13 protein-coding genes and 1 tRNA gene are annotated in these 12,534 nt (G+C 65.8%); 6 read left to right on the forward strand and 8 right to left on the reverse strand.

The features are described 5' to 3' along the window. Nucleotides 1-12: 12 nt before the first annotated feature. Nucleotides 13-444 (reverse strand): DoxX family protein, encoded by a 432-nt coding sequence (locus FRC96_RS01115; protein ID WP_146972202.1) that lies wholly within the window; start codon nt 442-444, stop codon nt 13-15. Nucleotides 445-707: 263 nt separating this feature from the next. On the opposite strand from FRC96_RS01115, the gene FRC96_RS01120 reads away from it, so the two are divergent. Both FRC96_RS01120 and FRC96_RS01125 read left to right on the forward strand, forming a co-directional pair. Next, complete coding sequence (locus tag FRC96_RS01120; RefSeq protein WP_230469721.1) at nt 708-2,309, forward strand: acyl-CoA carboxylase subunit beta; 1,602 nt, start codon at nt 708-710, stop codon at nt 2,307-2,309. A gap of 36 nt (nt 2,310-2,345) precedes the next feature. Continuing rightward, the gene (locus FRC96_RS01125; protein ID WP_146972203.1) at nt 2,346-2,750 is read left to right on the forward strand and encodes a hypothetical protein; all 405 of its coding nucleotides are present in this window, start codon (nt 2,346-2,348) and stop codon (nt 2,748-2,750) included. Between the two features lie 92 nt (nt 2,751-2,842). On the opposite strand, the gene FRC96_RS01130 is transcribed toward FRC96_RS01125, so the two are convergent. Both FRC96_RS01130 and FRC96_RS01135 read right to left on the reverse strand, forming a co-directional pair. After that, entirely contained in the window at nt 2,843-3,739 is an 897-nt protein-coding gene (locus tag FRC96_RS01130; RefSeq protein WP_146972204.1) for a ParB/RepB/Spo0J family partition protein, read from the reverse strand. 12 nt (nt 3,740-3,751) lie between these two features. Further along, complete coding sequence (locus FRC96_RS01135) at nt 3,752-4,540, reverse strand: ParA family protein (protein ID WP_146972205.1); 789 nt, start codon at nt 4,538-4,540, stop codon at nt 3,752-3,754. A gap of 263 nt (nt 4,541-4,803) precedes the next feature. Between FRC96_RS01135 and FRC96_RS01140 the strand changes: the two genes are divergently transcribed. Continuing rightward, nucleotides 4,804-4,877 (forward strand) — tRNA-Pro (locus tag FRC96_RS01140). 62 nt (nt 4,878-4,939) lie between these two features. Here FRC96_RS01140 and FRC96_RS01145 read toward each other — a convergent pair. After that, the gene (locus FRC96_RS01145) at nt 4,940-5,692 is read right to left on the reverse strand and encodes a hypothetical protein (protein ID WP_146972206.1); all 753 of its coding nucleotides are present in this window, start codon (nt 5,690-5,692) and stop codon (nt 4,940-4,942) included. Between the two features lie 201 nt (nt 5,693-5,893). Between FRC96_RS01145 and FRC96_RS01150 the strand changes: the two genes are divergently transcribed. Beyond that, a complete protein-coding gene (locus tag FRC96_RS01150) occupies nt 5,894-6,754 on the forward strand; it encodes a UbiA family prenyltransferase (RefSeq protein ID WP_146972207.1) in 861 nt (286 codons plus the stop codon). Here the strand turns inward: FRC96_RS01150 and FRC96_RS01155 are convergent. The 3 genes from FRC96_RS01155 to FRC96_RS01165 all read right to left on the reverse strand — a co-directional run bounded on the left by FRC96_RS01155 (nt 6,704) and on the right by FRC96_RS01165 (nt 9,167). Then, nucleotides 6,704-7,105 (reverse strand): hypothetical protein, encoded by a 402-nt coding sequence (locus FRC96_RS01155; RefSeq protein WP_146972208.1) that lies wholly within the window; start codon nt 7,103-7,105, stop codon nt 6,704-6,706. The genes FRC96_RS01150 and FRC96_RS01155 overlap by 51 nt on opposite strands. Nucleotides 7,106-7,242: 137 nt before the next feature. Next, nucleotides 7,243-8,373 (reverse strand): THUMP domain-containing class I SAM-dependent RNA methyltransferase, encoded by a 1,131-nt coding sequence (locus FRC96_RS01160; protein ID WP_146972209.1) that lies wholly within the window; start codon nt 8,371-8,373, stop codon nt 7,243-7,245. Nucleotides 8,374-8,468: 95 nt separating this feature from the next. Next, a complete protein-coding gene (locus tag FRC96_RS01165) occupies nt 8,469-9,167 on the reverse strand; it encodes a pirin family protein (protein ID WP_146972210.1) in 699 nt (232 codons plus the stop codon). Between the two features lie 192 nt (nt 9,168-9,359). Between FRC96_RS01165 and FRC96_RS01170 the strand changes: the two genes are divergently transcribed. Together FRC96_RS01170 and FRC96_RS01175 are read left to right on the forward strand one after the other, a co-directional pair. Then, nucleotides 9,360-10,364 carry a phosphotransferase gene (locus tag FRC96_RS01170; protein ID WP_146972211.1) on the forward strand — a complete coding sequence of 335 codons (1,005 nt, stop codon included), beginning with the start codon at nt 9,360-9,362 and terminating at the stop codon, nt 10,362-10,364. A 90-nt stretch (nt 10,365-10,454) separates the two neighbouring features. Further along, on the forward strand, nt 10,455-11,432 hold the full coding sequence (locus FRC96_RS01175; protein WP_146972212.1) for an asparaginase: 978 nt from the start codon (nt 10,455-10,457) through the stop codon (nt 11,430-11,432). 64 nt (nt 11,433-11,496) lie between these two features. On the opposite strand, the gene FRC96_RS01180 is transcribed toward FRC96_RS01175, so the two are convergent. Beyond that, nucleotides 11,497-12,213, reverse strand: a complete 717-nt coding sequence (locus FRC96_RS01180) for a response regulator transcription factor (protein ID WP_146972249.1) — start codon at nt 12,211-12,213, stop codon at nt 11,497-11,499. Nucleotides 12,214-12,534: the final 321 nt, after the last annotated feature.

Genomic DNA, 12,534 nt, shown 5'->3' on the forward strand with positions numbered 1-12,534 from the left:
TCGCGATGGGGATCAGGCGCCGAGGTCGCCTTTTTTGCGGGCGATGAGGTGGTCGAGCGAGAAGCGCCCGGGGCCGGTGAGCATGAAGGTGAGGTAGGGGACGGCGTACATCAGCGCGAACTCTTTTTTCTGCCAGGGATCGTCGCCGTGGATCACGAAGGCGGCCATGAGCATCGTGAAGAGCAGGGGCACGCTGACGATGCGCGTGGCGAGGCCGAGCATCAGGAGGATGGAGGCGCCCACTTCGGCGCCGACTGCCAGGGTCAGGCTCACGGGGCTGGAGAGGCCCAGCGGGTCGGGGAAGGAGGCCGAGCGCTCACCAAAGCTAAGGAGTTTGGGCATGCCGTGGGCGACGAGCATCGCGCCGCCAATCCACAGACGCAGGATCAGAAGGCCGAGATCGTTAAGGAGGGGGCGAAGGCGGGCAGGGATCAGGTGTTCCATCAGCGGGCTCAGTGGCGAGAGGGGTATCGAAGCGCAGGGTCAAAAGCATGCTGCCAGGGTGGGTCGAAGCGTGTGCTTCGATGTGCCCCAAACGTCGGTCGGGCGGTGAGGATTCCCCCAAAGGGAGGACGAGGCGATGAGGGGCTTGGGTTGCATGCGATCGTCCCGCGCCACTATTCTGCGGACGATACGGGATCATGTGGACTATCAGAGACGCGAAGCTGGCGACGCCGAGGCGTGTGGGTCAGCACCGGGAGCGAGCGATGTCAGAAAACAAACGCATGCGAGAGCTGGTCGAAAAGCTGCGTGAGCGCCGCGCTGACGTCGCGCAGATGGGCGGGGCTGAGCGCGTGGCGCGCCAGCATGAGCGGGGAAAGCTCGATGTGCGTCAGAGGATCGCCTACCTCTTCGATGAAGGGAGTTTTCGGGAGTTCGGGCAGCACGCGTTTTTTCACTCCAACAGCCAGCCCGTACCGCCGGAGAAGGTGCGCACACCGGCCGACGGGGTGGTGTGTGGCTTTGGCAAGATCCGCGGGAGGTTGGCGGTGTGCGCGGCCTATGACTTTACCGTGCTGGGTGGCTCGATCGGTGATGTGGGGGAGCTGAAGGTGACGCGCGCCCGGGAGTTCGCGCTGAAGAATCGCGTGCCGATGATCTGGCTCATCGATTCGGCCGGGGCGAGGGTGCACGGGGGCTCGGGCATTGACGGGGATCAGATCACGCTCTTTGCCAACACCGGGTATCTCTTTCGGGAGCAGGTGATCATGAGCGGGGTGGTGCCCCAGGTGGCCGCGATGCTGGGACCGGGGGCTGCGGGCACGGCGTATATCCCGGGGCTTGCGGACTTTGTGCCGATGGTCGATGGCACGAGCTTTATGGCGCTGGGGGGCCCGCCGCTGGTCAAGGCGGCGGTGGGCGAAGACATCGACGAGCAGGCGCTGGGCGGGGCGCGCGTGCATAATGAGGCATCGGGGGTGGCCGACCAGATTTACAAGAGCGATGAGGATTGCCTCGACGCCATCAAGGATTATCTGAGCTACATGCCGCAGCATTGCGAAGAGCGCGCACCGGTTGCCGAGGCGGCGTCGGACGAGGCGCGCGAGCCCGGCGGTGCGCTGTGTGAGGGGCTGCTCGACGTGCTGCCGGAGTCGAGCCGGCGCGCCTACGATATGCGAAAGCTCGTGGCGGCGGTGGTCGATGAGGGGTCGATCTTTGAGATGAAGCCCAAATTTGCCCGCAACATCGTCACGGCCTTTGCGCGTCTGGGTGGGCAGCCGGTGGGGGTGGTGGCCAACAACCCCAGATACCTGGGGGGCATCCTGGAGAATGACGCGGCCGATAAGGCCGCGCGATTTATCAACCTGTGCAACAGCTTCAACATCCCGCTGATCTTCTTTCAGGATGTGCCGGGCTTCATCATTGGCAGCAAGGTGGAGAAGGCCGGCATCATCCGCCACGGGGCGAAGATGCTCTTTGAGGTGGCCAGCGCGACGGTGCCCAAGCTGACCGTGATCGTGCGTAAGGCTTACGGTGCGGGCTATTATGTAATGTGCGGGCGGGCGTATGAGCCGGATCTGATCGTGGCCTGGCCCACGGCCGAGATCAGCGTGATGGGCCCGGAGGGGATGGTGTCGATCTTCGCTCGGAAGATGCTCGATAACGCGCCGGATGCTGCGGAGGTGAAGGCGCAGATGGTCGAGGCGATTCGCCCCTACATCGACATCTACAAGGTGGCCGGGCGAGGGCTTGTCGATGAGGTGATTGATCCGCGGGAGACGCGCGACTATCTACTGGCAGGGCTGGAGCTTGCGCGCGAGAAGCGCGTGGAGCGCCCTTATCGAAAGAGCGGCGTGCGGCCGGTCTGAGCAGAAGACACGACGACTAAGAGCAAAGGTGAGACGATGACAATGACGCTGTGGATGATTGTGGCGGCGATCGCTGCGGTGGTCGTGGTGCTCTGGCAGTTCGGGGCAGGGCGGCTGCAGAAGCCGCTGGCGCACGCGATGCGCACCGGCGAGCTCGCCGGGGTGCTGGCTGCGGTGGAGTCGGCCTCGCCAGCGGAGCAGCCCACCTTGTGGGATCACGCCATCGGGGAGTTGTGGAAAGCGTATCAGCGGGAGACGGCGACGCGGCTCATCACCGAGGCCGCTGCGCGCTCGGATGCGGATATCGTGCAGTACTGGGTGCGTCAGGCCATGGAGGTGGAGCCGGAGATCGCCGCGCAGTATTTTTCGCCGGAGTTTCTGGAGGCGTTCTTTAAGCCGGAGGTCGCGGCGCGCTGTGGGCGAAAGGGCTGCTGCGGTTGAGTGATGCGGCCCGAAGTTGGCTGTGAGGCTTTCATAAAAAGAGCCCGGCGCGTTGGCACCGGGCTCTTTGTCGTCGGGGCGGTTTGAAAAAATCAGCCCTGGGACTCTTTATCGTCGACGATGATGCGGTCGAGGACCGACTGCAGGATCTCCACGTCGTCGTAGAAGATCTCGATCTTGCCTTTGCCCTGGCGGTCTTTGACTTTGACGCGGGTGCCCAGGCTGTGCTGGAGGCGCTCGGTGAGGTCGCGCACCAGCGCGTCGTCGCGGTAGCGGTTGCGTTTGGGCTCGGCTTTTTTGCCGGGGGGCTCTTTGAGGTTGCGCACGTACTCTTCGGTCTCGCGCACCGACCAGCCCTCGGCGACGACCTGGGCGGCCAGGCGCTCGGCGGGCTCCTCGTCGAGGGTGATGATGGCGCGGGCGTGGCCGGCGCTGAGCTCGCCACTGGCGACCAGGTCGAGCACAAACTCGCTCAAGGTGAGCAGGCGCACCGAGTTGGCCAACGCGCTGCGGGACTTGCCCACGCGGTTGGCCAGGTCGGCCTGGCTTAAGCCCGAGTCGTCGAGGAGCTTCTGGTAGGCCAGGGCTTCTTCGACCGGGTTGAGGTCTTCGCGCTGGATGTTCTCGATGAGCGCCAGGGTGTAGGCCTCAAAGTCGGTGACGTCTTTGATGACGACGGGCACCTCGCTCAAGCCGGCACGTTTGCAGGCGCGCAGGCGGCGCTCACCGGCGATGAGCTCGTAGCGGCCCTGGCGCTCGCGCACGACCAGGGGCTGAATCAGCCCGCTCTCTTTGATGCTCTCGGCCAGCTCGTCGATGCGGTCGCCGTCGAAGTGGGTGCGGGGCTGGGGGCGCGCGGTGTCGATGCGAGCGATGGGAAGTCGAATAAACTCGCGCTTCTCAGCGCTCTCGGCCTGTTTGGGGATGAGCGCGCCCAGGCCTTTTCCGAGCGCTTTGCGCGTCGGCTTCTGATCGTCGGTCGGTGCCATAAGGGGTCCTTATCAGGCGGAGGCGCTGACGCCGCCGTGCCCGTTACGCTTGAGGAATTCACGGGCGAAGTCGCGGTAGGAGATCGCGCCGCGGGAGCTGCGGTCGTATTCGCTGATCGGCATCCCGAAGGAGGGCGCCTCACCAAGGCGCACGTTACGCGGGATGACCGTCTGGAAGACGAGCTCGCCGAAATGGGTGGAGACTTCCGTGGCGACCTGCTCGCTTAAGTTGGTGCGCGAGTCGTACATGGTCAGAAGGATGCCTTCGATGGTGAGCGCCGGGTTGAGGTGCTCGTGGATGAGCTCGATGGTGCGCAGCAGGTGGCCGAGGCCCTCGAGCGCGTAATACTCGGTCTGAATGGGCACGAGCACGGTGTTGGCGGCGGCCAGCGCGTTGAGGGTGAGCAGGCCTAAGGAGGGCGGGCAATCGAGGATCACGAAGTCGTAGTCGTCGGGCACCTTCTCCAGAGCCTGGCGAAGTCGGAACTCGCGGTCATCGGCGCTGACCAGCTCGATCTGGGCCCCGGCAAGATCGGTGGTGCTGGGGATCAGATCGAGGTTCTCGGTGTGGGTGGGGCGGATGAGCGTCTCGACGGTGCGCAGGCCCACGAGCGCGTCGTAGATGGAGGTATCGCATTCATCGCGGTCGACGCCGACACCGCTGGTGGCGTTGCCCTGGGGATCGAGATCGATCAGGAGCACCCGGCAGGACTCCCCGGCCAGGCAGGCGGCCAGGTTGACTGAGGTCGTGGTCTTTCCCACGCCTCCTTTCTGGTTCGCAATTGCGACGATTTTCTTCACGATCGCACCTCAGTGCTGCGCGGGCCCTCAAAGCCCCGACGTTGACGTCTGCCCCGGCCTCCCTGGCACGTGTCGGCGCGGGGCCGACGAGGGCAGCGCATGATGGATCGCCGATCGGGAAAGTTCAAGGGTTGGGAGGCGGGCCTTTTTGGCGAAAAGCGAAAGTTTTTCAAAAAGGGTGTTGACGCCAATCGGGGGTATGGGTATCTAAGCGCTCCACTCAACGAGGGCCTGCAGCACGGGGCTTTCAACGAGTCGGATGTCGGGGCGTGGCGCAGCCTGGTAGCGCACTTGCATGGGGTGCAAGGGGTCGCAGGTTCAAATCCTGTCGCCCCGACTTAAGAGACCCGCGAAGCGAATGCTTCGCGGGTTTTTTCATGCCCGAAACATCGGGGGGGTTCAGGCCGGGGCGGGTTTGCGACGCATCAGGTGTCGGAGCTGGCGGGGGAGGATCGCGGCCAGGGTGGGCAGCGTGAGCTCGACGCCAAAGAGCAGAACCTGGCCGGTGCCGGCGTCGGGGCACTCCTGGAAGAAGCGGTGCACGGCTGGCTCGGGGCGCCCAAGCCAGGAGGCACGTTCGTCTGGCGAGATGGGGTAGAAGGGGCCATTGCGCATCGACCAGGCCTCGGGGTGTTCGGGAGCCATGTCGATGGCGCGCAGGAGGTCGATGAAGATCGCGCGTTGTGCGGTGGAGGCGCTGGCGTGTGGGTCGGGCGGGGGGAGGATCGTGGGGAAGTAGCGCGCCAGGCGCATGTAGGTGACCGGGCCGGCGGATTGTCCCACAAGCCAGGGGCGGCGGTTGGACGCGTGGGCACGCAGGGCCTGGCGGACGAGCTCGGTGGGGCCGAAGCGTTCAAAGGCGCGGGAGCCGCGGGAGCTGTGTTCGCTGGCGCGTGCGACCACACTGCGGATGATCATGAAGTCGCCGGCGGGCAGGGTTAGCGGTGAGGAGGTGACGATCTGAAAACCGGTCAGTCGGTCGTCATCCTGGAGGAGTGCGATGCGGCTGCGCTCGATGTTTGTGTGAAAGTACTGCTGATGCAGGGCCTCGGTGGTGGCTTGCGGGAAGTAGGGCAGCAGCAGCGTGTTGAGGTCGTTGGCGAGCTTTCGCCGGGAAGATTCGTCGAGAGCGAGCGGGTCGAAGACGTGCATGGGTTGGTCGCGGGCAGGAAGTTGGAGGAGTGGCGAAGGGTTGCGATGGTGGCAGAGGAGGCCGGGGGGGGCAACGGGCGCGGCGATTCGCCGCGTGGCTCCGAGGGGAGCCCTGACGTAGGGTGATGGCCTGCGCTGCGCTATGGCTCGGGCGTCGGAGTTGCTAAGCAATGCAGCGGTGGTTTGAGGCAGGAGTCTGTGATGCGCATTGTCAGCGCACTGATCTTTTCGAACATCTGGATCGCGGCCGGGGCGGGCGTGTTGACGCTGGTCAGCGCACGCCTCTTCGGCGGGTCACCCGGGGAGATCGTTGCGCTGGGGTCGATGGTCTTCTGGGCGACGCTCGCGGTGTACAGCCTGGATCGCTGGGTCGGGGGCCGTGGCGAAGATCGCCTGGCGGGGAGTGTGCGCCATAGCTGGTTGAGCGGGCATCGCGGGGGGGTGACGGCGTTGATCGGGTTGGGCGCGGTCGGGAGCGCGGTGTCGGCCTGGATGTTGCGGTTGCCGACGTTGATGGCGCTGGTGCCGTTAGGGGTCGTGTCGGTGGGCTACAGTCTGCCCTTGATCTTCTGGAAGAGCGCGCGACTCAAGGATCTTCCGCATGTGAAGACACCGGCGACGGCGCTGGTGTGGGCGGTGGTGACCTGCGGGTTGCCGGCGCTGGAGCTGGGCGGAGCGATCGAGCCCGGCGTGTGGACGTGGCTTGTGCTGGAGCGGGCGCTCTTTATCTACGCGCTGACGCTCCCCTTTGATGTTCGCGATATGCGCAGCGATCGCGCCGGGGGGCTGCGCACGCTCGCCACGAGGCTGGGAGAGGGCGGAAGTTTTGCGCTGGCGCAGGCCGCGGCGTTGACCGTGGTCGTCTCCGCGAGTCTACGCGCGCTTGTCGGCCCGGGTATCGGGAGCGTGGCGGTGGCGGCCGCCGCCCTCGCTTCGCTCGGCTTGCTTCTCTACGGCAAGCGCCGCTTCGCGGCGCGCCGCCCCCCCGGCGAGCTTTATTACAGTGGCGCGCTAGACGGGATGATTCTCGGCCAGGCGACCCTGCTGCTGCTCGTCCTCTGAGTTCGTTTTTGATTCGGTGCGGATGTGCATGTGCAGGTGCCTGGCGAGCGCGCTGGCGGCTCCGAGATCCTCCAGCGTGGGCGGGGCGTAGTCCGGTGTGGGGAGGCCCGAGAGGTTGGCCTGTGTCGCGCGAATCCGGGCGGCCTGGCTCGCGCGGTGCCCACGCTCAAAATGATAGATCTGCGGTCGGCCGCCGGGAGGGAAGGCCACCAGCACCGGCTCGGCGCCAGGGGCGTCGTCGAGCGCGTCGCGCTCCTGTCGGCGCGAGAGCAGCGCGTCGAGCTCCCGACGCACTTTGACCACGCGGCGCGCTTTAAACCCAAAGATGTTCCAGCGAAAGTTCAGTCCCATCACGTCCCCTCGTCATGGTGTGTCACGTCGTTTCGGGTGAAACGTCCCCCGTGGCGGTGCCCCCTGTGGGGGCGTACGATCTATTATCGTGTGTGCTCGGCGAGTTTTGCGTGAGCGGTGGAAAAAAGTGAAAAAACTCAGCGCAAGGGGGCGCTCCGCCAGAGATCCACGGAGATGCCGCCGTTGAAGATCGTGGCGACGTTTTGCAGGCGTCCTTCGGCGCAGTTTTGAACTTCGGCGGCGCGCTTGCGGGGCCAGATGAAGGCGAGCGACCAGGCGGGGAGTTGGCTTTGCCAGCGCTCTATCATCGTGGGTAAGACGTCGCCGCTCTCCAGGCGTTCGCCATAGGGTGGGTTGGTGATGAGGAAGCCGGGCGGGGTGTCCGGGGCGCAGAGGTCGGAGAGGGGGGCGGGCGTAAGGTGAAGGTGGGCGTTGACGCCGGCGCGGCGGGCGTTGGCGGCGGCCGCGTCGAGCACCTGCGGATCCTGGTCGAAGCCCAGAAGGGTGGGGGCTGCGTCGGTCATCTGCGTCGACTTTAAATTCGCCCGAAGGCCGCGAAGTTTTCGGGGCTCGAAGTTTTGCCAGCGCTCGAAGGCGAAGTTGCGCGCTAGATTGGGTGCGGTCTTCGTAGCGATGAGCGCGGCCTCAATGAGGATGGTGCCGCTGCCGCACATCGGGTCGAGGAGGGGCTGGTCCGGTGTCCAGCCGGAGAGGAGCAACATTCCGGCGGCGATGTTCTCGCGAAGGGGGGCCGGGCCCGACTCGGTGCGCCAGCCGCGCTGCTGGAGGCGCGCGCCGCTGGTGTCGAGGCTGAGCTGGCAGCGATCGCCTTCGATGCGAACCATGATGCGCTGGGCGTCGTCGCGGTCGCCAAACGTGGGGGCTGGGCGGCGCAGATCGTCGGTGAAGTGCTCTCCGATGGCCTGGGCGACGACCTCGGCGATGGTGCCGGTGTGCACCATGCGGCTCTGCTGGCTGTGCGCGCGGATGTCGAGGGTGAGGTCGGGGCCGAGGAGGCGCTCCCAGTCGAAGCGCCGGCATTTACGGTAGAGCTCGGAGGTGTCTCGGGCGCGGAACTCGTCGAGGCGAAGCCAGATGCGCGTGGCGCTGCGCAGGGTGAGGTTGGCTTCGTAGAGGGTGGCGTAGGTGGCCTGGAACTCGACGCCGCCTGTGAGCACCTTCGGTTTTTTGATCTTGAGCTGGCGAAGCTCGGAGAGGAGCGCGTCCTCAAGGCCGGGCTGGGTGGTGGCGAAGTAGGTCTGAGCCATAACGAGTACCGGGGGCAGAGAGAAGGCCAGTGGCGCGCGCGACGATGCCCGCGCCTCCGGCCCTGTGCAAGAGGCCTCCGGTTGGCAGCGGGGGCTCAGGCGAGGTCAAAGAAGAGCACTTCGGATTCTTCGGTGGCTTTAAAGCTCAGAGTGGGCTCCTGGAACGCCGCCAGCCCGTCGCCCTCGGCGAGAGGTTGGCCGTTGACCTTCAGGGTGCCGCGCACGACCTGCACCCAGCCGTAGCGATCTTCGGGAAGCTCGATATCGGCGGACTCTCCCTCGTCGATGCGCGCGGCGAAGATGCGGGCGTCCTGATGGATCGTCAACGCGTCGCCTTCGGCGTCGGGGGAGACGATGAGGTGAAAGGTGTTGGGGGCCGCGTCCAGATCGAACTTGCGCTGTTCGTAGGAGGGGTTGAGCCCGGGCTCGGAGGGGGGAAGCCAGATTTGCAGGAAGCGCACCGGCTGCGTGTCGGAGCCGTTGAATTCGCTGTGGCGCACCCCGGTGCCGGCGCTCATGCGCTGGACCTCGCCGGGGCCGATGGTGGAGCCGTTGCCCATGGAGTCGCGGTGGGCGAGCTGGCCTTCGACGACGTAGGAGATGATCTCCATGTCGCGGTGGGGGTGGGCGCCGAAGCCAGCACCGGGCGAGACGATGTCGTCGTTGATGACGCGCAGGTTGCGAAAGCCCATGCGTTCGGGGTTGTGGTAGCCGCCAAAGGAGAAGGAGTGGCGGGAGTTGAGCCAGTCGATGCGGGTGCTGCCGCGTTGCGATGCGGGGAGGTGTTCAAGCATAGGGACTCCTGAGAAGATGCGGCCGCGCCGGGCGGCCGGACGGTTTTTAGACGGCGAGAACCTAAGCAGCCGTCCGGCGTTGGAAAGCACCAGGGTGTCGATGAAGGTTCGTCGTTGCTCGGGACGCATATAGGGCGAGATGCCCGCAAAGCATGCGGTGATCGTCAGGGTGAGCGAAGGCCGGAGTGAGGCATGAGTGACGCGAAGGACGAACGAAACGGGGCCCGTCGCGGGGAGGGAGCGTCGCGCGTGGCGGCTGTGCCTGATGCGCGCCCCTGGGAGTTGGTTGTGCATCAGCCGCTGGACCGCGAGGCGCTGCGACGACGTCTGCACCGTTGGGAGCCGGTTGAGGTGATCGGGAGGTTGCCCGGCGGGACCAACCCCGGGGTGGTTGTTGCGCTGAACGAGGGGCGACGCGCGGTCTATTGCGACTACGTTCGCAACGAGCGCGCCTGGCATACGGAGTGCGGGGTGTGTCGCGACCTGGCCGAAGCGGCGGGCGCGCCGGCGCTTATCGACCGTGGAGGTGATCGCGATGATCGGGGGCGTTCGGTGTACTGGTCGCTGGTCGCGTTTGTGGAGGGGGAGGCGGATGTGAGGCCCGGACCGGAGGATGTGGCCGAGGCGATCGTGCGGGTCGCCAGCGCGCGCACCTATCCGTGCCCGGGGTTGTTGGGGGAGGGGCTGGCGTTGACGACGCGCTGGGCGACGCATCGCGAGGAGTATGAGGGGTTTATGCGGTGGGCGCTCGGCCAGGAGGTTGTGGTGGGGCGGCTGGGGGAGAGGCGGCTGGCACGCGTGCGCACGCGGGTCGTCGCAGGTCAGGAGGCGCTGGAGCGTCTGGGAGGTGCGGCGTATCTGATGCACGGGGATCTGAAGGACGCGCATTTTGTGAGGCGGCGTGTGGGTGGGGCGTGGGGGTGGTGCCTGGTCGACTGGGAGATGGGGCGTGCGGGGCATCCGCTGATTGAGCTCGGGCGTTGGTCGGCATCGAGAGCGTTGAGCCGCTGGCGTGAGGAGAGCGCGCGGGTGCTCCAGCTGCTCGAAGCCAGATGGTCCGCGGGGCGGTGGACGCAGGGCTGGGAGGTGGTGACGCTCTACCGTCTGCACACGCTGGTGGGGACGTTGAGGGCCGGGTCGAAACGCGACGATGCGGTGGCCTGGGCGCTGGGCGCGATCGATGAGCTCCTGGCTTGATAGCGAGGATGGGCTGGCGCATAGTCGGCGCGCGATGACGCGAGACGGTGCGCTTCAAGGCGCGCTGCAATGATGGAAAGGAGGTAAGGGATGCCACGCGTATTGATTCTGCACACCGGCGGGACGCTGGGGATGAGCGGCTCACCGCTCTACCCGGATGCGTATGCCACTCGCCTGACTGAGGCGGTGCCGGAGCTTGAGCAGCTGGCGACCATTGAGACGCGCATCGTCTTCAACCTCGACTCCAGCGATATGGGGCCGGCGCATTGGGAGGCTTTGGCGCGGGAGATCGATGCGAGCCGCGACGCGTTTGAAGGCTTTGTGATCGTGCACGGCACCGACACGATGGCGTACACGGCAGCGGCGTTGAGTTTTGCGCTGGTGAACCTGGGGAAGCCGGTGATTCTCACCGGCGCGCAGCGGCCTCTGGGGGCGCTGCGCACCGACGCGCGTCGCAACCTGGCGGATGCTGTGGAGCTTGCGACGCGAGCGATCCCCGAAGTCGGTATTTGTTTTGATGGGATTCTGGTGCGAGGCACGCGCGCGACCAAGAGTCACGCCAACGATTACCGCGCGTTTGATAGCCCGGGGACCGCGCCGATCGCAAAGCTGGGCGTCGATATTGAGCTGAGTGCAGGGCTTCGTCTCCCGGAGGGTGATTACGTGTTTCGACCCGGCTTTGACCCCCGGGTGATGATGTTGCATATGACGCCGGGGTTAAGCCCGACCCTCATTGAGCCGCTCTTTGAGGGGGGCGCGCTCGGAGGGCTGGTGCTGGCGGCCTACGGGATGGGGACGGTGCCGGCGAGCGATCCCGATATGACGGCGATGGTCGCACGAGCGGTGGAGGCGGGGGTGGAGGTGCTCGTGATTACACAGGCCGCCGGCAAAGTGGATCTGGGGCTCTACGAGAACAGCCGTCGCCTGGCCGACGCCGGAGCGATCGGGGGCGGGGGGCTGCACGTGGAGGCAGCGGTGACCAAGATGATGCACGCCCTGGCGAACTTCGAGGGTTCTGCGGCGCGACGCGACTACCTGCTGCGCGACATCGCCGGGGAGCGAGGGTGAGCAAGGGCGGGTGAGCCCTGGCGCGTCTCCCCGACGATGTGAGCGTTCGAAAGAGCGGCTGCGTTCAGGCGACGAAGAACTGGTAGCCCTTGCCGTGGACCGTCTTGATCCAGTCGGCTTCGCCGCCGAACTCCACGAGCTTCTTGCGCAGACGGCTGATGTGCACGTCGATCGTGCGGTCGAGGCCGTCGTATTCGCGGTCAAGCAGGTGGCGGTAGAGCTCGTCGCGGCGCACGGTGGTGCCGGAGCGCCTGGCGAGCATCCAGAGGAGGTCAAACTCAAAGGTGGTGAGCTCGACCAGGGTCTCGTCGATGGTGGCCTGGCGGGCGCGCCGATCGATGAAGAGCGGGCCCATGTTGAGCTTTTTGGAGTCACCACCGGCGACCGAGAGGTCGGTGACCTCGCTGATCTGCTCCAGGCGGCGCAAGAGCGCTTTGAGGCGGGCCAGGAGCAGGGGCGGGGAGACGGGCTTGGTGACGTAATCGTCGGCGCCGACTTCCAGACCGCGGATGTGGTCGTTGTCGCCGTGCGAGCCCGTGAGCATGATGATGGCGCCCATGTACGCGGGGCGCACCGCCTTGCACACCTCAAAGCCGTCGGAGTCGGGGAGGCCCAGATCCAGGAGCACCGCATCGGGGTTCTCGCTGCGGATGCGCTCGATGGCGCGCTCGCCATTATGCTCGACCTGGGTTTTATAACCCTCGACCTCCAACAGCTCGCTGAGCGCGCTGGCGAGGCCGGGGTCGTCCTCGACGATCAAGACAGTCGCTTCACTTTCCATCATGCCAACAGTCTCCTCAGGAAGACGCAAAATCGAATACGGGGCGAGTTAAGCTCAAAGAGCGCTCGCCATAGGGAGCGGCTGCAGTAGTTTTGCGCCAGGAACTCGTGCTCAACAACAGGTCATGTTCGTGGCGTCTTATCGGAAGTATGGCAACGATCTGCGCGGCATAAAAAATCCTCCGGCAGACGCTATCGCGGCGGAACTATAACACCGGGGATAACTTCGGGCGCGGGGCGATTGCAGTATTTTACAAGATTTCACAATGGGCGCCAGCGCAACGTTCAAAAAGAATGAAAGCCGCGCCCGGGGCGGGCGCGG

This window comes from Lujinxingia vulgaris, from assembly GCF_007997005.1.
In the GTDB taxonomy this organism is placed as follows: Bacteria; Myxococcota_A; Bradymonadia; order Bradymonadales; family Bradymonadaceae; genus Lujinxingia.

What these genes read in the sequence shown, in the direction of transcription:
- FRC96_RS01115 (WP_146972202.1), bottom strand. Translation starts at nt 444, where the DNA reads ATGGAACACCTGATCCCTGCCCGCCTTCGCCCCCTCCTTAACGATCTC.
- FRC96_RS01120 (WP_230469721.1), top strand. Translation starts at nt 708, where the DNA reads ATGTCAGAAAACAAACGCATGCGAGAGCTGGTCGAAAAGCTGCGTGAG.
- FRC96_RS01125 (WP_146972203.1), top strand. Translation starts at nt 2,346, where the DNA reads ATGACAATGACGCTGTGGATGATTGTGGCGGCGATCGCTGCGGTGGTC.
- FRC96_RS01130 (WP_146972204.1), bottom strand. Translation starts at nt 3,739, where the DNA reads ATGGCACCGACCGACGATCAGAAGCCGACGCGCAAAGCGCTCGGAAAA.
- FRC96_RS01145 (WP_146972206.1), bottom strand. Translation starts at nt 5,692, where the DNA reads ATGCACGTCTTCGACCCGCTCGCTCTCGACGAATCTTCCCGGCGAAAG.
- FRC96_RS01150 (WP_146972207.1), top strand. Translation starts at nt 5,894, where the DNA reads ATGCGCATTGTCAGCGCACTGATCTTTTCGAACATCTGGATCGCGGCC.
- FRC96_RS01155 (WP_146972208.1), bottom strand. Translation starts at nt 7,105, where the DNA reads ATGGGACTGAACTTTCGCTGGAACATCTTTGGGTTTAAAGCGCGCCGC.
- FRC96_RS01160 (WP_146972209.1), bottom strand. Translation starts at nt 8,373, where the DNA reads ATGGCTCAGACCTACTTCGCCACCACCCAGCCCGGCCTTGAGGACGCG.
- FRC96_RS01165 (WP_146972210.1), bottom strand. Translation starts at nt 9,167, where the DNA reads ATGCTTGAACACCTCCCCGCATCGCAACGCGGCAGCACCCGCATCGAC.
- FRC96_RS01170 (WP_146972211.1), top strand. Translation starts at nt 9,360, where the DNA reads ATGAGTGACGCGAAGGACGAACGAAACGGGGCCCGTCGCGGGGAGGGA.
- FRC96_RS01175 (WP_146972212.1), top strand. Translation starts at nt 10,455, where the DNA reads ATGCCACGCGTATTGATTCTGCACACCGGCGGGACGCTGGGGATGAGC.
- FRC96_RS01180 (WP_146972249.1), bottom strand. Translation starts at nt 12,213, where the DNA reads ATGGAAAGTGAAGCGACTGTCTTGATCGTCGAGGACGACCCCGGCCTC.